At 72.7% G+C, this 19,918-nt stretch carries 17 protein-coding genes and 1 pseudogene; 7 read left to right on the top strand and 11 right to left on the bottom strand.

The genetic code is table 11. The annotated features are described in order from the left end of the window. Positions 1–106: 106 nt before the first annotated feature. The 5 genes from ACFVS6_RS08170 to ACFVS6_RS08150 form a co-directional block, all read right to left on the bottom strand. Positions 107–481, bottom strand: coding sequence for a hypothetical protein (locus ACFVS6_RS08170; protein ID WP_389701753.1), 375 nt, complete (start codon positions 479–481; stop codon positions 107–109). A gap of 97 nt (positions 482–578) precedes the next feature. Continuing rightward, a complete protein-coding gene (locus ACFVS6_RS08165; RefSeq protein WP_389701751.1) occupies positions 579–1,094 on the bottom strand; it encodes a roadblock/LC7 domain-containing protein in 516 nt (171 codons plus the stop codon). Further along, positions 1,091–1,855, bottom strand: a complete 765-nt coding sequence (locus tag ACFVS6_RS08160; protein WP_389701750.1) for a transcriptional regulator — start codon at positions 1,853–1,855, stop codon at positions 1,091–1,093. The genes ACFVS6_RS08165 and ACFVS6_RS08160 overlap by 4 nt, the downstream gene beginning before the upstream one ends. Then, positions 1,852–2,262, bottom strand: a complete 411-nt coding sequence (locus ACFVS6_RS08155) for a hypothetical protein (protein WP_389701748.1) — start codon at positions 2,260–2,262, stop codon at positions 1,852–1,854. The genes ACFVS6_RS08160 and ACFVS6_RS08155 overlap by 4 nt, the downstream gene beginning before the upstream one ends. 314 nt (positions 2,263–2,576) lie before the next feature. Beyond that, on the bottom strand, positions 2,577–3,140 hold the full coding sequence (locus ACFVS6_RS08150; RefSeq protein WP_389701746.1) for a TetR/AcrR family transcriptional regulator: 564 nt from the start codon (positions 3,138–3,140) through the stop codon (positions 2,577–2,579). Between ACFVS6_RS08150 and ACFVS6_RS08145 the strand changes: the two are divergent. Next, a pseudogene (locus tag ACFVS6_RS08145) lies at positions 3,139–4,419 on the top strand (helix-turn-helix domain-containing protein); the annotation flags it as partial. The gene ACFVS6_RS08150 and the pseudogene ACFVS6_RS08145 overlap by 2 nt on opposite strands. A 31-nt stretch (positions 4,420–4,450) precedes the next feature. Here ACFVS6_RS08145 and ACFVS6_RS08140 read toward each other — a convergent pair. Next, the gene (locus ACFVS6_RS08140) at positions 4,451–6,472 is read right to left on the bottom strand and encodes an APC family permease (RefSeq protein WP_389701744.1); all 2,022 of its coding nucleotides are present in this window, start codon (positions 6,470–6,472) and stop codon (positions 4,451–4,453) included. A 152-nt stretch (positions 6,473–6,624) separates the two neighbouring features. Between ACFVS6_RS08140 and ACFVS6_RS08135 the strand changes: the two genes are divergently transcribed. Beyond that, positions 6,625–7,038, top strand: coding sequence for an SHOCT domain-containing protein (locus ACFVS6_RS08135; protein ID WP_389701742.1), 414 nt, complete (start codon positions 6,625–6,627; stop codon positions 7,036–7,038). A gap of 63 nt (positions 7,039–7,101) precedes the next feature. Here ACFVS6_RS08135 and ACFVS6_RS08130 read toward each other — a convergent pair whose 3' ends face one another. Together ACFVS6_RS08130 and ACFVS6_RS08125 are read right to left on the bottom strand one after the other, a co-directional pair. Further along, complete coding sequence (locus tag ACFVS6_RS08130; RefSeq protein WP_389701741.1) at positions 7,102–7,557, bottom strand: (2Fe-2S)-binding protein; 456 nt, start codon at positions 7,555–7,557, stop codon at positions 7,102–7,104. A gap of 15 nt (positions 7,558–7,572) precedes the next feature. Next, positions 7,573–9,831 (bottom strand): molybdopterin cofactor-binding domain-containing protein, encoded by a 2,259-nt coding sequence (locus ACFVS6_RS08125; protein WP_389701739.1) that lies wholly within the window; start codon positions 9,829–9,831, stop codon positions 7,573–7,575. Positions 9,832–10,292: 461 nt separating this feature from the next. Between ACFVS6_RS08125 and ACFVS6_RS08120 the strand changes: the two genes are divergently transcribed. Beyond that, positions 10,293–11,717 carry a PP2C family protein-serine/threonine phosphatase gene (locus ACFVS6_RS08120; protein ID WP_389701737.1) on the top strand — a complete coding sequence of 475 codons (1,425 nt, stop codon included), beginning with the start codon at positions 10,293–10,295 and terminating at the stop codon, positions 11,715–11,717. Positions 11,718–11,850: 133 nt separating this feature from the next. Here the strand turns inward: ACFVS6_RS08120 and ACFVS6_RS08115 are convergent, their stop codons facing one another. Then, the gene (locus ACFVS6_RS08115; RefSeq protein WP_389701735.1) at positions 11,851–13,350 is read right to left on the bottom strand and encodes a hypothetical protein; all 1,500 of its coding nucleotides are present in this window, start codon (positions 13,348–13,350) and stop codon (positions 11,851–11,853) included. Between the two features lie 229 nt (positions 13,351–13,579). Between ACFVS6_RS08115 and ACFVS6_RS08110 the strand changes: the two genes are divergently transcribed. Further along, the gene (locus ACFVS6_RS08110) at positions 13,580–14,704 is read left to right on the top strand and encodes an aminoglycoside phosphotransferase family protein (RefSeq protein WP_389701734.1); all 1,125 of its coding nucleotides are present in this window, start codon (positions 13,580–13,582) and stop codon (positions 14,702–14,704) included. A gap of 128 nt (positions 14,705–14,832) precedes the next feature. Here the strand turns inward: ACFVS6_RS08110 and ACFVS6_RS08105 are convergent, their stop codons facing one another. Further along, entirely contained in the window at positions 14,833–15,324 is a 492-nt protein-coding gene (locus ACFVS6_RS08105) for an FBP domain-containing protein (protein WP_389701732.1), read from the bottom strand. A 95-nt stretch (positions 15,325–15,419) separates the two neighbouring features. On the opposite strand from ACFVS6_RS08105, the gene ACFVS6_RS08100 reads away from it, so the two are divergent. The 3 genes from ACFVS6_RS08100 to kstD all read left to right on the top strand — a co-directional run bounded on the left by ACFVS6_RS08100 (position 15,420) and on the right by kstD (position 19,220). Beyond that, positions 15,420–16,025 carry a TetR/AcrR family transcriptional regulator gene (locus ACFVS6_RS08100; protein ID WP_389701730.1) on the top strand — a complete coding sequence of 202 codons (606 nt, stop codon included), beginning with the start codon at positions 15,420–15,422 and terminating at the stop codon, positions 16,023–16,025. Continuing rightward, positions 16,022–17,206 carry a GDSL-type esterase/lipase family protein gene (locus ACFVS6_RS08095; RefSeq protein WP_389701728.1) on the top strand — a complete coding sequence of 395 codons (1,185 nt, stop codon included), beginning with the start codon at positions 16,022–16,024 and terminating at the stop codon, positions 17,204–17,206. The genes ACFVS6_RS08100 and ACFVS6_RS08095 overlap by 4 nt, the downstream gene beginning before the upstream one ends. A gap of 163 nt (positions 17,207–17,369) precedes the next feature. Next, on the top strand, positions 17,370–19,220 hold the full coding sequence (gene kstD, locus ACFVS6_RS08090) for a 3-oxosteroid 1-dehydrogenase (protein WP_389701727.1): 1,851 nt from the start codon (positions 17,370–17,372) through the stop codon (positions 19,218–19,220). Between the two features lie 44 nt (positions 19,221–19,264). Here the strand turns inward: kstD and ACFVS6_RS08085 are convergent, their stop codons facing one another. After that, a complete protein-coding gene (locus tag ACFVS6_RS08085; protein ID WP_281209983.1) occupies positions 19,265–19,765 on the bottom strand; it encodes a hypothetical protein in 501 nt (166 codons plus the stop codon). Positions 19,766–19,918 lie beyond the last annotated feature (153 nt).

Raw genomic sequence — 19,918 nt, 5'->3', positions numbered from 1 at the left:
GATGATAAATTCCGCCCATCGCGGACATATCCACTGCTCCGCCGGGGCGGACGGCAAAGAATTCAACCGCCCGCCTCCGCGGCGTCGCGACCCTCCGGGGCCGCCGTCAGACTTCCAGCTCGTTCTCGATCTTCTTGAGCTGGTGCCGGGCCATCGCGAGATTGGCCCGCGAGCGGTCCAGTGCCAGGTAGAGGAAGAAGCCCTCCGAGTTCCGTCCGCGCATCAGCCGGATGAGGTGGTACTGGCCGCCGAGCGTGATCAGGATGTCCTCGATCTCGTCCTTCAGGCCGAGCATCTCCATGGTCCGCACCTTGGCGCGCACCACGTCGGTGTTGCCCGCCGCCGCGACGGCGAGGTCGAGGTCCTTGCCGCCCCCGACGGTGCCGAGGGCCATGCCGCTTCCGTAATCGACCAGGGCCACGCCGAGCGCGCCGTCGATGGTGGTGAGGGCTTCCTTGAGTGCGGTCTCCACGTTGACCATGACTGTTCCTCTTTCTTCTACGACATCTATCGGTGCCGGTTGCGTGTTTGCTTTCGTTCACCGCTGAGGGAAAGGCGGGGGGCCCGGTCCGCGCCGGTCACGGCCCGGGGGCGCCGGAGGACGGCGCCGCGGGGCCCCTGCGGCCGAGGCTGTGTTCTATGAGTTCGGTGATGTGCAGGCTGGAGCGGCGGGCCTCCAGGTGGAGCCGGCCGACGTTGACGCGGGTCTCGGCGATCAGGGTGAGGACGGCGGCCTCACCCGCGGCGTACGTGGCCACGTACCCGTGTTCACCACGTACGAGGAGTTCCCGGAACGCGCCCTGTCCGGTGCTGTCGCTGAGCCGCTGGGCGACTCCGAGCGCTGCGGCGGTCAGGGCCGCCACGGACTCGGTCTCGGTGGCGGCGCTGTCCTGTGCCAGGACCAGGCCGTCGACGCTCGCGGCGAGGGCTCCGGTGAGTTGCGGGACGCGGGCCCGCAGCCGACGGAGTTCGGCGAGTATCTCGGCTTCGGCCTCGGGGTTCAGCATCGACGGGCTCATCTCGGCCTTCCTCCCTTCGAGCTGCCTACGGTCGAGGCGGTCGGCGCGCAGGACCGGCCGCAGCGGGAGCCTCACAGGCTTGCCTCCAGTGCGTCGCGTAGCCGGCGGAGCAGTGCCACGTCCGGGGATTGGGCCTGGGTCATCCAGTCGGGCAGGGGCGGGACCGGTTCCGGGACCGGCACCGTGTGCGGGGTCTCGACGAGTCCCGCGGCCGCGAGTCTTCGTACGTCGAGCAGGGTGTGGAAGGCGGGCCTGCCCAGTACCCACGCCAGGTCGGCGGGGGTGCGTATGCCGTCCGCGCGTTGGAGGAGGAGCCGCTGGCGGGCGGTGATCGTCTGCCCGGGCGCCGCGGGCCGGGGCACGACCGGGACCGTGTCCAGCAGCGGGTACGGCCAGACGGCGTCGAGCAGTTCCCGGCGGCGCCGGGTCTCGCGCTCGACCGCGGCGGCGGCCACGGAGCGGACGGAGCCGATCCAGTGGGTCGCGCCCCGGCGGAACCGTGAGGGGCCGCTGCCCGGGGAGAGCGCGAAGAAAGCGGCGTCGAAGATGGCGGCGAGGTGGCAGATCTCCAGTTCGCCGCCCGCCAGGCCACCGCTGTCCACGAGGAAGCGGGCGACCTGGCGGCGGGCGCCGGCCGCGTTGATGGCCTCGTTCCAGCGTTCGGGGGCGAGGCCGCCGCCCGTGGTGAGGAGTACGTCCAGCCCGGGGGTGGAGGGACTCTCCGCGTGCACGATCCTGCCGTCCTCCAGGAAGAGGGTCCCCCGGTCGCGCAGCAGGGCGCCGGTGGCGCGTTCGGCCGCGAGCCGGGTGAGCAGGGGGGATACAGCGGTGGTCATCTGAGCACCAGTCCTTCGGCCAGTGCGCGGAGCCTGAGCCGTGCGAGGGCGAGATTGCCGTCGGCCCTGTCGAGCCACAGGTGGAGGAATACGCTGCTGTCGAAGCTGGTCTCGACGAAGCGAAGTACGTGATATCCGGTACGGGTGGTGACGATCAGGTCTTCAACGGGCGGGCCGGAGCCCGGTCCGCCGGCGTCCTGCGGCATGCCGGCCGCGGGGGCGAACGACTCGTACTCGGCCGCCGCCCGGAACAGTTCGGCGGTCTCGGCGGCGGTGGTCTCGTGATCGCCGACCGGCGAGTCCCCGGCGGTGCCGAGGGCCAGTCCGCTGCTCCAGTCGACCAGCGCGGCCCCACGCGCACCAGGCAGGGCCATGGCTTCGAGCAGGCATTCGTCGATCCCGGGCACGCGGGCTCCCCTCCCGGCCGGACGTGCTGAGTGCACGGTCGTGCGGCGCGACAGGAGGGAACTTACTCAAGTTCCACAGTGCGAAAGGGCGTTCTGGCATTTTCCGCTGGAACATGCGCGGTCGCGGGTGACAGCTTGGCCGGAACCCGTTCGTTTTTGATCAAGCGTGGGTTATTGGTCGCCAAATTCGATCGTGATGGGCAACGCGCCGCTACCGCGCCATTACCGGGTGCGCGTCACGACGGCCGGTGTCGACGCGTCCTCGACCAGGTGACGGGGCGGAGCGGGGGCCAAACATCGCTCCGGCACGACGGTCAGTGCGCGGGGCGCTCCGGGAGCAGACGCTCCACCATCACCCCGAGCAGCCGCTCCGTCGCGGCCTCGTCCAGCATCGTCGGCACGGTCAGGTCGTCCACGATCAGGCCGAGCATCGCGAGGTAGAGCAGGACCACTCCGTCGTGGTCCCCGGGCAGACCGGCGTCCAGGTGCCAGGTGACGTTGGCCGCCAGCTCCAGCTTCTGGAATCCGACGATCGCCTCCTGGAGTTCGGGCCTGCGGGTGCCCTCCAACCGCAGCTCCAGCATCGCGACGTGCACGCTGCGCTCGCGCCGCATCCGCTCCAGGAGCAGCCGCAGGAGCACCTTGGTGTCGAGCGGTCCGGCCAGGTCGGCCGGGTCGGGGACCAGCCGCTCGCGGGTGCGGTGCAGGATCTGGACGAGCAACTGGCCCCGGTTGGAGAAGTAGTTGGACGAGGTGCCCGTCGGGACGCCGGCCTCCGCGTCCACGGCGCGCAGCGTCAGGCCGCGCGAGCCCTCGCGGGCCAGCACTTCGATCGCGGCGTCGAGCAGCGCGGCGCGGCGTTGCGGGTTCTGGCGCATGGGGGTTCCTGGGGTGCGGGCGGGCGTCTTCCGTGAGCACTGCACCTGCAGTGCTCAGCACACGCTAGCGGACCTGCGAGCTCCGGCCCCTCCCCAGCGCCCCCTCCCCCGTGTCACCCTGCGGTTCATGGAGCGGATCATCGAGGAGATACGCGAGGACCTGGACCGCCGGATCGCCGTCGCGGCGGACCGGCTCGCCGACCGGACCCTGACGGAGGACCCCGCCTACGCCGCCCTGCTCGGGCGCGGGGAGCTGCGGGCGCGCATCCACCACACCCTCCGCCAGGTCGTCGAGGGGCTGGTCCGCGGCGCGCGCGGCCTCCCGCCGGACCTCTCCGACGCCCGGGCCACCGGCGCCCTGCGCGCCGAACAGGGGCTTCCGCTCGACTCGTTGCACCGCGTCTACCGCGGCTGCGGCCGGGCGCTGTGGCAGAGCCTCACCGAGGCGGTGGCCGCGCACGACCGGGCCGCGCTGCCCCGACTGCTGCCCGGGGCGCCCGCGCTGTGGGACGTGCTCGACCGGATGACGGACGCCGCTTCGGAGGGCTACCACCGGGCCGAGGGCGTGCGGGGCGAACGCGAGCGGGAGCGCCGCGCGGCCCTGCTGGACGCGCTGTTGGACGGTACGGGGACGGCGGCTGAGGCCGCGGCCCGACTCGGGCTGCCGGCGCGGGGCCGGTTCGCCGTGATCGTCCTCGGTGGCGGTGGCGGTGGCGCGGGCGAACACGGCGAGCACGGCGGACCCACCGCCGGCAGACCCGGCGGGGCCGGTGGCACCGCCGCCGCCCCGCGCGTCCTGTGGCGGCTGCGCGCCGACGGGGAGACCGGCCTGGCGGAGCTGGGCCACCATCCGCTGGAGTCCCTGCGCGAGCTGCTCGACCCGCTCGCGGTGCGGGCCGGGGTGAGCCCGGTGGTGACCGAGCCCGAGGAGGTGGCCGGGGCCCGCCGGCTGGCCGGGCTCGCGCTGCGCACGGCGCCCCGCTCCGGCGGTCCGGGCACCGCCCTGCTGGACGAGCGGCTGCCGGGGGCCCTGGTCGCGGCCGACGCGGAACTCGCGGCCCGGTTGCGCCGGGTGGTGCTGGGGCCGGTGCTGGCCCTGCCCCCGGAGGACTGCCGGGTCCTGCTGACCACCCTGGGCACCTGGCTGACCTGCCAGGGCTCGACGACGTACGCGGCGCAGCGGCTGTACTGCCACCGCAACACGGTGTCCAATCGGCTGCGCCGCCTGGAGCAGCTCACCGGGCGCGCGCTGTCGGACCCGGCGCACGTGGTGGAGCTGGCCCTGGCGCACGCCGCGGTGACCCAGCGGCCTACCGCCCCGGCCCCGCCGGCTCCCGAGGGGGCCGGGGATCCCGGGGACCCCCCGGGGCACCCGGGTCCCGCGGCGGCTCCGGTGACCCCGGTTCCTCCGGCGCGGCATGCCGGGCCGACTCCAGCAGGTACGGCACGTCGATCACCGCGACCCCCGGGGTGAACAGCAGCCGCGCCTTGAGCCGCAGCGCGTTCTGGTTGTGCAGCGGCTGCTCCCACCAGTGGCCGACCACGTACTCCGGGATGACCACCGACAGCATGTCCGTCCCCTCGGCGGCGGCCGCCGCCTCCAGGTGGGCCAGGACCGGCCCGACGACGTCGCGGTACGGGGAGTGCAGCACCTTCAGCGGCATGCCCGGATCGTGCTCCGCCCAGGCCCGGCGCAGCCGCTCCGCGTCCTCCTCGTCGGCCGCGACGGACAGCGCGGTGAGGGTGTCGGGCCGCAGGCCCTGCGCGTAGCCGAGGGCCTTGAGGGTGGGGGCGTGGACGTTGGCGACGAGGACGACCACGTGGTGGCGGGCCATCCGGCGCGGTTTGACGCCGGGGGCGACGGCGACCTGTCGGGCGACCTGGTCGTAGTGACGGCGCACGCCCTTCATGCCGAGGAACAGCGCCGGCATGGCGATGACGACCAGCCAGGCGCCGTGGGTGAACTTGGTGAGCAGGACGATGACCAGTACCACGGCGGTCATCACCGCGCCGATCGCGTTGATGGCGAGCCTGCGGTGGATGTGGATCCGCTCGTCCTTCGGGGTGGCCGGTGAGGCGAGTTCCTTGCGCCAGTGCCGGACCATGCCGGACTGGGAGAGGGTGAAGGAGACGAAGACGCCGATGATGTAGAGCTGGATGAGGCGGGTCAGTTCGGCGTCGAAGGCGACGATGAGGGCGATGGCGGCGAGGGCGAGCAGGACGACCCCGTTGGAGTAGACGAGGCGGTCGCCGCGGTTGAAGAGCTGGCGGGGTGCGTAGCGGTCCCTGGCGAGGATCGAGGCGAGCATCGGGAAGCCGTTGAAGGCGGTGTTCGCGGCGAGGATCAGCACGCCGGCGGTGACGGCCTGGAGCAGGTAGAAGAGGAAGTGCCAGCTGCCGAAGGTGGCCCGGCCGATCTGGGCGAGGGCGGTGGACATGGGGGTGCCCGGGGGCAGGCCCAGTTCCGTGGGGTCGGCCGCGACGTGCACCTTGTAGGACATCGCGAGGACGGTGATGCCGACGAACATCGTCACGGACAGCACGCCCATGACGGCGAGGGTGTTCGCGGCGTTCTTCGCCTTGGGCTTCTGGAAGGCGGGTACGCCGTTGCTGATGGCCTCGACCCCGGTGAGGGCGGTGCAGCCGGAGGCGAAGGCGCGCATCGCGAGGAAGACCAGGGCGAGGCCGGTGTAGGTGCCGGTGGCCGTGATGGGCAGGTCGGCCGACTCGGCCCTGATGGTGTCGCCGGTCGCGATGCGGACGGCCGCGAAGGCGAACATGACGTAGATGACGAGGACGAAGCCGTAGGTGGGGATGGCGAAGACGCGCCCCGACTCCCGTACGCCGCGCAGGTTCATCAGGGTCAGCAGGACCACGAAGGCGACGGACAGGCCGACTTCGTGGTCGCTGAGGGCGGGCATGGCCGAGGTGATGGCGGCGACGCCGGAGACGACGGAGACGGCCACGGTCATCACGTAGTCGACGAGGAGGGCGCTGGCGGCTGTCAGGGCCGCGGTCGGTCCCAGGTTCTCGGAGCTGACGACGTAGGCGCCGCCGCCCCCCGGGTAGGCGTGGCAGGTCTGCCGGTAGGAGGCGATGACGACCACGAGGAGGAAGACGATGGCCGCGGCCGCGTACCACGTGAGGTGGAGCAGCGCGACTCCGCCGAGGGCGAGGATCAGCAGGATCTCCTCCGTGGCGTAGGCCACGGAGGAGAGCGGGTCGCTGCAGAAGATCGGCAGGGCGAGCCGTTTCGGCAGCAGGGTCTCGCCCAGGCGCGCGGTGTCGAGGGGTTCACCGACCAGCACGCGTTTCGCATTGATACGCCTCATTCAGGCATGATCGTCCATTTTGCACCGGTTTTCCGGGAAGCTGCCCGTACGTCCGTTCCGGTGGCGATCTTGGAGGGCCGCTGCGATGGTGATCACGTCGACCGCCGCGGGCAACGGGTGCGAGCGGTCGCCCGAACGGAAGGAGGACGGCCGTGGACGGATCCGTCTATCTCGCCTACGACTACCCGGTACTGGGCGCGTTCTGGACCGTGATGTGGATCTTCCTCTGGGTGATGTGGATCGTCCTGCTCTTCCGCATCGTCGTGGACCTCTTCCGCGACCACGAGATGAGCGGCTGGGTGAAGGCGGCCTGGCTGCTGTTCCTGATCATCATCCCGTTCCTCGGCGTACTGGTCTACGTGATCGCCCGCGGACGGAACATGGGCAGGCGCGAGATCAAGCACGCGCAGGAACAGCAGGAGGCCTTCAACGCCTACATCCGGGACGCGGCCGGCACCACCGGCAAGAACACCACGGACGAGCTGGCGAGGCTGTCCGAGCTCAAGGCCAAGGGTGACCTGAGCGAGGCGGAGTTCCAGCAGGCCAAGCAGAAGCTGCTGACCTGACGGCGGCCCGGCGGGGACGCCGTGAGGGGGCCGGCCCCGACGGGCCGGCCCCGCGGCCGTTCCTCACATCTTCGCGGCGGCGCTGCGGATGGCCTCGCGGATGCGGAAGTACGTGCCGCAGCGGCAGATGTTGGCGATGGCGTCGATGTCCTCGTCCGTCGGCTCGGGCGTGCGCCGCAGCAGTGCGACGGCGGCCATGATCTGGCCGGGCTGGCAGAAGCCGCACTGGGCGACGTCCTGTTCGAGCCAGGCCTCCTGGACGGGATGCAGTTCGTCCCCGTCCGCCAGCCCCTCGATGGTGGTCACCGTCCTGCCCGCGCAGGCGGAGACGGGCACCACGCAGGGACGCACGTCCACTCCGTCGAGGTGGCTCGTGCAGGCCTTGCAGACGTCCACCCCGCAGCCGTACTTCGGCCCCTGGACGCCGAGCATGTCGCGGAGCACCCACAGCAGGGGCAGGTTGTCGGGCGCGTCGACGGTGACGCTCCGCCCGTTGACGGTGAAGGTGTGCGAGGGCACGGCGTACTCCAGCGGTTAGCGCGGGTAGGGGGTGAAGTCGACGTCGAAGTCGAGGGGGAAGCTGCGCGGCTTGGAACCGGTCGCGCGGGCCCAGGCGTTGGCGATGGCGCCGACGGCGGCCGGCACCCCGAGCTCGCCGGCCCCGCCGGGCTCCGCGCCGGACGCCGGGAGCACGAGGACCCGGACGTCCCGTGGGGTGTCGCGCTGCTGGGCCCAGTGGAACTGGCTGTAACTCCCCTCCAGCGGGAGTCCCTTGTCCAGGTGCAGGCCGGCCCGCAGCGTGGTGGAGATGGCGTCGGTGAGGCCCCCGATCATCTGGGCCTCCAGCCCGCGTGGGTTGACGGGCAGGCCGACGTCGACGGCGATGACCGCCTTGGTGACGCGGACCCGCTGCGGATCCCGGGCGTCGATCTCCACCAGGCAGGCCGTACGGGACTTGTACTCCTCGTGGAAGGCGATGCCCTGCGCGCAGCCGGGCGGCATGGCGCGACCCCACTCCCCCTCGGCGGCCACCTTGTCCAGGACGGCGCGCTGCGCGTCGGTCTTCAGGAAGGTGCGGCGGAAGCGGTACGGGTCCTTGCCGGTGGCCGCCGCGAGTTCGTCGACGACGATCTCCTCGGCCCCCCGCGTGTTGGCGGAGTAGACGGAACGCCACGAGGCGGTGGGGATGCCGGTCGGAACCTCGGTGAGGGCCTGGGTGGTGAGCCCGAAGTGGTAGGGGCTCTTGACCGTGGTGTGGAACAGGGTCTGGGCGAGGGTGGCGTTGCCGAGGCCCAGCGGCAGGCTCGCCACCGTCGCGGTGATGATCTCGCCGAGTCCGTGCCGGAAGTCGGTCTCGGCGGCGGCCACCCGGTGCTCGAAGCTCAGCACCTCGCCCAGCAGGTGGGTGGCCCTGATCCGGTGGTGGGTGGCGGGCCGCATCCGGCCGTGCCGGGTGTCGTCCACCCGGGTCCACATCAGTTTCACCGGCCGGCGGCAGGCCTTGGAGATCCGGGCGGCCTCCAGCGCCGCGTCGAAGAACAGTCGGCGGCCGAACGACCCGCCGGCCTGGACCACGTGCACCTTCACCTTGTCGAGCGGCAGCCCGAGTTCGGCGGCGATGGTCTGGCGCGCGACGATGGGCGACTTGAGTCCCGACCAGATCTCGGCCCGGTCGTCCCGGACGTCGGCGATCGCGGAGTTGGTCTCCATCGGGGCGTGGCTGACGAAGGCGAAGTCGAACTCGGCGTCCACGTACGGGGTGAGCAGCGGGGGCACGAGCAGTGGTGGGACGGCGGCGCGCAGCTTCGTACGGATCTGCGGGTCCGACAGGTGGTCGGCGGGGCCCGGCCCCCAGGTGACCTGGAGGGCCGCCTTCGCGTCGAGGGCCTGACCGAAGGTCTCGGCGACGACGGCGACCCCGGTGGGGACGGTCACCACGTCCAGCACCCCCGGCATGGCCCGGACGGCCGCGCGGTTGCCGACGGCGCGCACGGCTCCGCCCAGGGTGGGCGGGCGGCGCACCACGCAGGGCTTGGCGCCGGGCACGTCGAGGTCGAGGGTGTAGCGCTGGGCCCCGGTGACCATGGCGCGTGCGTCGACGCGGTTGGTCGGCGTACCGACGAGGGTGTGCCGCGCGGCGGGTTTCGGGGTGGCGCCGAGGACGATCAGGTCCGGCGAGGCGGCGGCGACGGTGAGGCTGCCGTAGCTCGCGGTGCGGCCGTCGGGGGCACGGACGGATCCGTTCGCCGTGGTCAGCCGGGAGACGGGCAGGTTCCAGCCCGCCGCGGCCGCCGCGACGAGGCGGGCCCGGGCGGTGGCCGCGGCCTGCCGCACCGGTCCGTAGAGGGAACGGATGGAGTTGGAGGAGCCGGTCAACTGGTTGAAGAGCAGCTCGGGACGGGCGTCGTCGAGTTCGACGCGGACGGTCGCGAGCGGGGTGTCGAGCTCCTCGGCGACGAGCATGGCCACGGCCGTGGTGAGCCCTTGGCCGACCTCCTCGCGCGGCAGGCGGAAGCGGACGGTGCCGTCCGTCTCAACGGCGAGGACGAGCAGGGTGGACGTGGGCGCCCCGGCCCGGATGAACAGGTCACCGAGGTCCACCAGGTCGGCGATGGCCGGCAGGCTCGGGACCACCGCGTGCGCGGGCTGCGGCACCAGGAGGTCGGCGCCCGCGCGGGTGACCAGGGCCAGGGTGGGCGCGGCGACGAGGTGGGTGAGGAAGGAGCGGCGGCTCCGCCCGGCGCCGCCGCCCGGAGCGCGGCCCTGTCCGTCCGCGCGGCTCTGCGGTGTCATGTACTGGTGTCCCCCACCCTGCCCGGATCCGCGTCGGCGGACCGCTCCCGGCTCGTTACCGACGCGTAGCGTAGCCACCGCGCCACGGAGTGGGAAGCGGTGGACGGAACCGGATGCCGGCGGACCGCGTCACCAGCGCGCAGGGGGTCCTTCGTTCGGGGGGTAATCCCGGAGGTGCGCGCGACGCGTCGAGCGGCACGGGGCCGTGCGGACACCGCTCGCACAACTCGACCGAACGATCGAACGAACGCCTCCCGAGAGCCGGTTTCCGGCCGGACCCGGAGGGCCCGGACCGGTTTCGTTCGCACACGGCGCGAGGTCACGGATCGCCGCTGGCATATGCCCGACGCAAGACCGTATCGGATGTTGCCAAACGCCTTACAGCCCAACTCGCGCTGTGCAACAGTCGTAACCGGTCCTTCTTTCAGACCTGGCCGCGCCGCGCCTGTATCGGAGTTCTCATGCCGTCCCACCTGTACGCGGACCTTCCCGCGCAGCCGCCCGAGCCGGGGTCGGTGGACGCACTGATCTCGCAGACCCGCCGGCTGCGGGGCGAAGTGGACGCGGTGCGCCGCGACACCGTCGTGGACGATGACGACGCCCAGGGCCGCTGGCAGCGCGCGCTGTGCGACCTCGCGGTGCACCACCTCGACGACCTCCGCCAGCACCTCGGCCAGCTCAAGGAGGGTCTGCCGCCCGCGCCCGAGCACGTCGAGGCGCCGGTGGCGGCCCCCGAGGCCACCGCGGAGGACCGCCCGACGCGCGTCGGCAGCGCCGAATGGAACCTGCTGACCGATGAGGTGACCTGGTCCGAGGAGCTCTTCCAGATCTTCGGCCGGTCCCCCGAGGCGGGCGCGCTCCCCCTCGACGAACTGGGCTCCACCCTCTTCTCCGAGGACCAGCCGACGCTGACCGCGATGGTCACCGACTGCCTCGTGGACGGCAAACCGATAGACGGCGAGTTCCGCATCGTCCGGGCCGACGGCCGGGTACGGACGCTGCACATGAGGGGCGAGCCGGTCCTCGACTCCGACGGCTGCACGGCCTCCATGTGGGCCGTGCTGCGCGACGTGAGTGAACTGCGCCGGAGCCAGCGGGCGGTACGCGAGTCGCACGACTCGCTCCAGCGCCGCCGGGAGATCGCGCAGACCGAGCACCGGCTGGCGGTCGAGCTGCAGGAAGCCGTGCTCCCCCCGTGGCGCGGCTCCCTGCGGTTCCCGCACGACAACGCCGGCGCGCTGGACGTGGCCGCCCACTACCTCCCCTCCGCGACCAGCGCGCTGATCGGCGGCGACTGGTACGACGCACTCGAACTGCCCGACGGACGCTCCCTCCTGACGGTCGGTGACCTCACCGGACACGGGGTCAGCGCGACCTCCGGAATGGCGATGATGCTCGGCGCCCTGCGCGGCATGGCCATGGCCGGGATCGAGCCGGGACCCCTCATGGGCTGGCTCAACCAACTCCTGGAGACCTCCGTCCAGCCCGCCCTCGGCTCGGCCGTCTGCTGCCGCTACGACCCGGTCCGCCGGGTCCTCTCCTGGGCGCAGGCCGGCCACCCCGCACCCCTGCTGTTCCGCCGGGGCCAGGGCCGCCCGCTGCTCCCGCCGGAGGGCGTCCTGCTGGGTGCGACCTCCGGAGCGGTCTACGGGCAGGCGGAGGAACGGCTGGAGGCGGGAGACGTACTCGTCCTGCACACCGACGGACTGACGCCGCGCAGCATCGAGTTCAGCCGGGCGGACGGGACCGAACGGCTGCTGGCGCTCGCGCCCCGGTTCTCCGCGGCCCGGTCCGCGCGGGACTGCGTGCGGATGGTGACGGAGGAGTTCGGCGAGAGCGAGCGCGAGGACGACGCCTGCATCCTGGTCGCCCGGATAGGCGACTGACACGCACCGGCGGTCGCGAGGGGAACCCGCGACGCCACGGACGAACACGTGGGCATCAGCACGTGGACATCGGGGGCCGCGCCGGAGGGCGCGGCCCTTCTCGTCCCCGACAGCCCGACACCGGCCGCCCCCCTCAGACTCCCGTGCCGCGCGGGGCGCGCGGCGCCGGGCTGTCGGGAAGCGCCAGCTCGATCTCCTCGCGCAGGTCCTCGATCCGTGCGTACCCGGCGTACTGGCCGGTGAGCCGGTACATCTCGCGCAGCCGGTCCCAGGTCCGGTGCGAGGAGGTCTCGTTCATCGAGACCAGGGCGAGGCGGGCGTAGCGGTCGGCCTGCTCCGGATCGTCGGCGATGAAGCAGGCCGACGCCAGGGAGATGTAGTCGAAGGTCTGCGAGCGTTGGTAGCCGTCCCCGCGCAACCGCAACGCCTGCTTGGCGTGGCGCGCGGCGACCGGAGCGGCGGAGGCGTCGTGGTCGGCCAACGTCCGGTAGGCCAGGGCCTGCATGCCGTGCAGGTCCGCCTCGTCGAAGTGCTGCATCCACGAGGGCGGCGGAACGTCCCCCTTGTCGGAGACGAACAGGTCCTCGGCCTCGCCCAGCGTGCGCCGCATGGCCTGACCCTTGCCCATGGCCGCCTGCGCCCAGGCCTCGATGGTGTGCAGCATGGCGCGGGTGCGCGGCAGGGTCTGCTCGCCGGAACCCGACTTCGCCAGCTTCATCAGGTCCAGGGCCTCGTGCGGCTTGCCCAGGTGCACCATCTGGCGGGCGGCCCGGGACAGGGCCTCGCCGGCCCGCGGCCGGTCACCGCCCTCGCGCGCCGCGTGGGCGGCGATCACGAAGTACTTCTGGGCGGTGGGTTCCAGGCCGACGTCGTGCGACATCCAGCCCGCGAGCACCGCCAGGTTCGCCGCCACCCCCCACAGCCGGCGTTGGAGGTGGTCCGGGTGGTGGTAGGCGAGCATCCCGCCCACCTCGTTGAGCTGGCCCACGACGGCCTTGCGCTGGAGCCCGCCCCCCCTGGAGGCGTCCCAGGCCCGGAAGACCTCGACCGACCGTTCCAGGGCCTCGATCTCCTGGGAGCCGATCGGGGCGGCCTCGTAGCGGTCGTAGCCCGCCGGATCGGCGTGGTGGGCTTCACCGCCGAAACTCCGGGCCTCCTTGGCGGCTGCGGGGTCGGTGTGCAGCCAGTCGTACATGGCGTTGCTGAGGGCTGAGCCGGCGGTGAGCGCGGCTCCCGCGCCCATCAGGCCGCGACGGTTGAGCATGAGGTCCATTCCCGTGAATTCGGTGAGGACCGCGGCTGTGCGTTCGGGCGCCCAGGGCACTCCGTCGGGGTTCTCCTTCGCCCCGTCCGGCTGCCGTTTCGTGGTGCGCCGCTGCCGTACGAACCCGAGGTCCTCGATGGTCACGACACGACCGAGCCGCTCGGTGAACAGGGCTGCCAGTACCGTGGGTACCGGTTCGCGCGGGGTCTCCCCCATGTCGATCCAGCGCCGCACCCGCGAGGTGTCGGTCGCCAACTGGTGGTGGCCCATGGCGGCCGCCTGCCGGTTGACCATCCTCGCGAGTTCGCCCTTCGACCAGCCGGCGAGGCCGAACAGGTCGTTCAGACGGGTGTTTGGTCCCTTGCTCACGTCAAGCCCCCAGGTTCTCGGCTGAGTTGACAGTAGCCCCCCGTCAGATGCCCAGCGACTATTCGCCAGGCTTCGCCAGGGCACGCCCGATGGTTCGCCACGGGCCGCCCGGTGTCAGGTAGGAATGCGCCTCCCCGACCCGGTCACCGGCGGAACTCCCCAGGGTGAAGCCGGGATCGGCGGGGTGGCGTACGCAACTCGTCGGCGCACGAAGGGAACCGTAAACGCCATGTACGCAGCCACGTCCTCCGTGTCCGCCCCGGTCCGGCCGCACCGCACGCTCCAGGCGGGCGGCGGCCCCTACCTCGATCCCGCCCGTCCTACGGCCCCGGCGCAGGGCGCCCTGCGGGCCCGGCGGATGCCGGGGGCCGGGTCACAGCCGCTCAGCGGACGGATCGACCTGTCGGGGCCGCAGGGTGCGCAGCTGCGCACCGCGCTCGCCTCGGTGCAGCGGATCTGTCCGGAGTTCACTCCCGTCCAGGTGCTGCGGCGCAGCGGCCGGTCGGTCCTGCTGGTGGGGACGACCGGACGGATGACCGCCGTGGCGAAGGTTTTACTGGATCACTCGCCCGAGTGGCGCGAGCGGTACCGGCACGAAATAGCTACGTACCGGGCGTTCGTCCGGCACCGCCCGCCGGTGCGGGTGCCCCGGCTGATCGCGGCGGACCCGGAGAACTGCGTACTGGTCGTCGAGCGGATGGCGGGTCGCGTGGCGGCGCTCCAGCGGCACCCGGTGGAAGCCCCGCCGAGGGCCGACGTGCGGGCCGCGCTGGGCGCGGTGTGCCGGGTGAACCAGTGGCGTCCGCCGGTCGAGCTGTTCGGGCAGCCCGTGGACTACGCGCGGCGCATCGCGCGGGACCACCAACTGGGGCTGCTGACCGACCGGGACTTCGGCGACCTGCAGAAGCTGCTGCACGGGCTGCGGCCGGCGAGCACCCCCTGGCAGTTCAACCACGGTGACGCGCTGCTGTCGAACCTGCTGCTGTCCCCGGCCGGACCGGTGCTCCTCGACTGGGAGCACGCGGGTTGGTACCTGCCGGGCTACGACCTGGCCACGCTGTGGACGGTGCTGGGTGACGCCCCCGCGGCGCGCGGCCAGATCAGCAGGTTGGCCCAGTCGGCCGGCCCTGCGTCCCGGGACGCCTTCCTGGTGAACCTGATGCTGGTGCTGACCCGGGAGATCCGGATGTCGGAGACGGCGGTGCAGCGCTCGATGCTGGCGACGGCCCCGAGCCGGCCGCTGCCGGCGGGGGCCCTGTCCTCGGGCGAGGAGCAGCGGCTGCTGCTGCGTCGTCTCCACGACGACGCCGGGATGGCGCGCAGAGCCGTCCGTGCGGCGGTCGGCACGCGCTGACGACGGCCCGCCGGAAACCACGTACGGAAGCACGTACGAAGATCCCGTGCCCCCGCACCTCGTGCGGGGGCACCGGTCTGCGTGCGTCCGCGCCCCGTGCGGCGGGGCCGTTCCGTGCGCCTGGCGGCTCAGGCGGTGACCTTGGCGAGGAACGCGGCGAGGTTCGTCCCGGTCCGCGCGATCTTCTCCTCCTGGGTGAGCGACTCCTGGAGCCGACCGCCCACGCCCGCGTCCTTCCTGCCCCTCAGGTAGAGCGAGCAGGAGAGGTCGTCGCACATGTAGACGCCCACCGAATTGCCCTGCTGTCCGGCCTTGCCCGCCTTCGGCGCGACCAGCAGGGAGACCCCGCCGGTGTGGGTGGTCAGACAGAGCGTGCACATGCTGCGTCGCGCCTGCCCCGCACCTCCGCCGGAGGAGCGCAGCTGGACTCCGACGGGGCGGTCGTCGAGCAGGGTGACGAGGTAGGCGCGGTCGGGGGCCTGGGGGTCGCGCCACCCCAGGAAGTCGAGGTCGTCCCAGGGGCGCTCGGCCAGGTCACGCGGGACCGACAGGCGCTTCGCCTCACCCTTGGTGCAGTTCACGAACGCGGCTCGGATCTCTTGCTCGGTCAGCGGCTTCATGACACCCACGCTAAATTGCCTAAACGCATTAGGCAAACTAGTAATGTGCATAGGTGCGGGCCGTGCGGCCGGCGACGTGGAAGCGGAGGACGGACATGGCGGCACGGTCGGGACGGGCGGGGCTGACGACGGAACGACTGGTCAGGGCGGGAGCCGAGCTGGCCGACGAGATCGGCTTCGAGCAGACGACCCCCGCGGAACTCGCCCGCCGGTTCGGCGTCAAGACCGCGAGCCTGTACTCGCACGTGCGCGGCGCCCACGACCTCAAGAGCCGGATCGCCCTGCTCGCCCTGGAGGAACTCGCCGACCGGGCCGCCGACGCCGTTGCCGGCCGGTCCGGCAAGGACGCACTGACCGCCTTCGCCAACGCCTACCGCGACTACGCCCTCGCCCACCCCGGACGCTTCGTCGCCGCCCGCTTCCCGCTCGACCCGGAAACCGCCGCGACCGGGGCCGGCCCCCGGCACTCACGGATGACGCGGGCGGTCCTGCGCGGCTACGGCCTGCCCGAGCCGCAGGAGACGCACGCGGTCCGGCTGCTGGGCAGCGTCTTCAGCGGCTTCGTGACCCTGGAGAGCGCCGGCGGCTTCGACCACAGCGCGCCCGGGTCCCGGGAGAGCTGGACGGAGATCCTCGACGCGCTCGACGTGCTGCTGCGCACCTGGCCCACCACCCCCCTGACCGAAGCGAGCGGGACATGAGCACGCGTACCGGGTGGACCACCACCCCCGTCACCGCCGAACTGCTGCGCGGCGCCCTCGACCTGGAGCACACCGGACGCGGCGCGCTCCCCCACCGGCTGCCCCCGCGGGCCCGGCGCCGGATCCCGGTCGGCGGACTCGCCCTCGCCGAGGCCCAGCCGGCCGGCGTGCGGCTCGCCTTCCGCACCCGGGCCACCACCGTCGAACTGGACGTGATCGCCACCAAGCGGGTCCACCCGGGACTCCCGCCCCTCCCCGACGGCGTGTACGAGCTCCTCGTGAACGGCCGACTCGCGGGCGCCGCCCGCGCACCCCACGGCGACGTCCTCACCATCGACATGACCGCCGGTACCGCGGTGACCCGTCCCGGGCCGATGGCGACCCTGCGGTTCGCCGGGTTGGGCGGCGACGACAAGGACGTGGAGATCTGGCTGCCGTACGACGAGAGCACCCTGCTCGTCGCCCTGCGCACCGACGCCCCCGTCCGCGTTCCGCCCCCGCACGGCCGCAAGGTGTGGCTGCACCACGGCAGTTCGATCAGCCAGGGCTCCAACGCCGCGACCCCCACCGGAACCTGGCCGGCCGTGGCCGCCGCCGCGGGCGAGGTGGAACTCGTCAACATGGGGTTCGGCGGCAACGCCCTGCTCGACCCCTTCACCGCCCGCGCGATGCGCGACACACCGGCCGACCTGATCAGCGTCAAGATCGGCATCAACGTCGTCAACACCGACCTGATGCGGCGGCGCGCCTTCGACCCGGCCGTCCACGGCTTCCTCGACACCCTCCGCGAGGGGCACCCCTCGACCCCGCTGCTCGTCGTCTCGCCGATCCACTGCGCCCTCCACGAGCGCACCCCCGGGCCCAGCGCCGTGGACGTCGGGGCCATGCGCGAGGGACGCCTGCGGTTCACGGCCGCCGGCGATCCCGCCGAGGTCGCCGCCGGAAAGCTGACGCTCAGGGTCATCCGCGAGGAACTCGCCCGGATCGTCCGGGAGCGGGCCGACGACGACCCGAACCTGCACCACCTCGACGGGCTCGCCCTCTACGGCGAGGCCGACGAGGCGGACCTGCCGCTGCCCGACGACCTCCATCCGGACGCCGCCGCGCACCGCCTGATCGGCGAGCGGTTCGCCCGCGCCGCCTTCGGCGCCGGCGGCCCCTTCGTCACCGGTTCCGGCTGATCGGAACGGCGTTCCCACGGATCGGCCCGTCGGCTTCCCCGACGGGCCGCGGGCGCCGGCGGCGGCGCATGCCTTGACATCACATGATCCCCCGAACACCTTTTCTGACTCGGCATCAGAAATGCTGGAGCCGCCGCCCTCCTCCCTCCGCTGGAGCCCGCCCATGACCGACAGCCCCGACCGCTTCCGTTCCGCCCCGCCGTCCCCGCCCTCTCCGCCGTCCCCGCCGTCGCCGCCCGCCCTGCCCTCCCTGCCCTCCCTGCCCTCCCTGCCCTCCCGCCGGACCGTCCTCGCCGGCACGGGTGCCGGGGTGCTCGCGGCCACCGTGCTGCCGGGGGCCGCCGCGCGGGCCGACGGGGCCCCGCTCGGCGAGTACGACGTCGTCGTGGTCGGGTCGGGGGCCGCCGGGATGACCGCCGCCCTGACCGCGGCCAAACGCGGCCTGAGCGTCCTGGTCGTCGAGAAGGCCCCGACCTTCGGCGGCTCGGCGGCCCGCTCCGGCGCCGGGATCTGGCTGCCGAACAACTCGGTGATCCTGGGTGCCGGGGTGCCGGACACCCCGCAGAAGGCGGCGACGTACCTCGCGGCGGTGGTGGGGCCCGAGGTGCCGGCCGACCGGCAGCAGGCGTTCCTCGCCAACGGGCCCCGGATGCTGGACTTCGTCATGGCGAACAGCCCGCTGAGGTTCCGTTTCATGGACGGCTACAGCGACTACTACCCGAACCTGCCGGGCGGGCTGCCGAACGGCCGCTCCATCGAACCGGACCAGATCGACGGGAACGTCCTGGGGGCCGAGCTGGCGCACCTGAACCCGGCGTACATGCCGGTGCCGGCCGGGATGGTGGTGTTCAGCCAGGACTACAAGTGGTTGAACCTCGCCGCGGTCAGCGCGAGGGGGCTCGCGGTGTCCGCCGAGTGCCTGGCACGCGGAACCGCTGCCGCCCTGCGCGGGGAGAAGCCGCTGACCATGGGACAGGCCCTGGCCACCGGGCTGCGCGCCGGCCTGCAGCGGGCCGGCGTCCCGGTGTGGTTGAACAGCCCGCTGGTGGACCTCGTCCAGGAGGGCGGCGCGGTCACGGGCGTGGTGGTGGAGAAGGCGGGCGTACGGGGCGTCGTGCGGGCCCGCAAGGGAGTGGTGATCGGCTCCGGCGGCTTCGAGCACAACGCGCAGATGCGGGCGCAGTACCAGCAGCAGCCCATCGGCACCCAGTGGTCGGTCGGGGCGAAGGAGAACACCGGTGACGGCATCCGCGCGGGCCAACGGGCCGGTGCCGAGCTGGCGTTGATGGAGGACGCCTGGTGGGGACCGTCGATCCCGCTGCCCGGGGAACCGTACTTCTGTCTTGCGGAGCGGACCCTGCCCGGTGGCTTGATCGTCAACCGGGCCGGCGCCCGGTTCGTGAACGAGGCGGCCCCCTACAGCGACGTGGTGCACGTCATGTACGAGAAGGACCGGGGCTCCGCCGGTTCGCACATCCCCGCCTGGCTGATCGTGGACCAGCACTACCGCAACAAGTACCTGTTCAAGGACATCCTGCCGACGCTGCCGTTCCCCGACTCCTGGTACGCGACGGGGGCCGCGCACAAGGCCTGGACCTGGGACGCCCTCGCGGGGCGGATCGGGGTGCCGGCGGGCGCGCTGCGGGCGACGCTCAACCGGTTCAACGCCCAGGCGTGGAGCGGTGACGACACCGACCACCACCGGGGTGACACGGCGTACGACCACTACTACACGGACCCGAACGTGCACCCGAACTCGTGCCTGGCGCCGGTCTGGGTGCCACCGTTCTACGCCTTCAGGATCGTGCCCGGTGACCTGGGGACGAAGGGCGGCATCGTGACGGACGCGCGGGCACGGGCGCTGCGGCCGGACGGCACGGTGATCCGGGGCCTGTGGGCGGCGGGCAACGCGAGCGCGGCGGTCATGGGCCACAGCTACGCGGGGGCCGGATCGACGATCGGGCCCGCGATGACGTTCGGCTACGTGGCGGCGAACGACATCGCGGACGCGTGACGCGGACCGGGCCGTAGCGCTCGCGGAGCGCGGCCCGGGCGGGCTCAGCCCTGCTGGAACAGCTCGGCGGGGAGCGGCTTGAGCAGCGCGTACAGGTCGTCGGTGATCGGCCGGTCCCAGCTGGCGATGGTCACGAGGACGTTGTCGCTGCGGTCGAACTGCACGCAGGAGATCCGGCTCTCGGAGAGCTTGACCTTGCGGACGATGAGGAGGTTGTCGCCCTGCATGACGGGGCAGTCCTCCGAGCCGGTGACCTCGACCTCCTCCTCGTTCTCAAGGGCGTCGAGGAGCTGGGCCACCTCGAAGGGGACCTCGCCCTCGGCGAGGTCCCGGGCGGGGGACCCCTCGGGAAGGTTGCCGATGATCATCGCGGGGCCGCGGCCGCCGAACAGGTCGTAGCGCAGGAAGACGCCCTGGCAGCTGCCGTCGGGGGCGGGGAGCAGCCCGGCCCCGAGGTTGCCCGGCCAGTCCCCCGGGTCCATGGCCAGGACGTCGAAGTCCGGGCCGGCGGGTGTGGCGGCGCGGTGGCGGCGGAGGAAGGACATGTCGCCATGGTACGTGGCCGCGCGCGTTTTCCGGCGCGGGGGCCCCGGGGCCCGGCCGTCCCGGGCATCCCGGACCTGCGGGTACGGGCCTTCGCGGGAATCCGCTCCTTACCCGACCGGGGCACGGGCGGAGGGGCCGGTCGGGGTCGCGGA

It is taken from the genome of Streptomyces sp. NPDC057939 (assembly GCF_042887545.1).
Lineage (GTDB): Bacteria > Actinomycetota > Actinomycetes > Streptomycetales > Streptomycetaceae > Streptomyces.
Note: the sequence above shows the minus strand (reverse complement) of the source record. Positions and strands in the feature narration are given on the sequence as shown.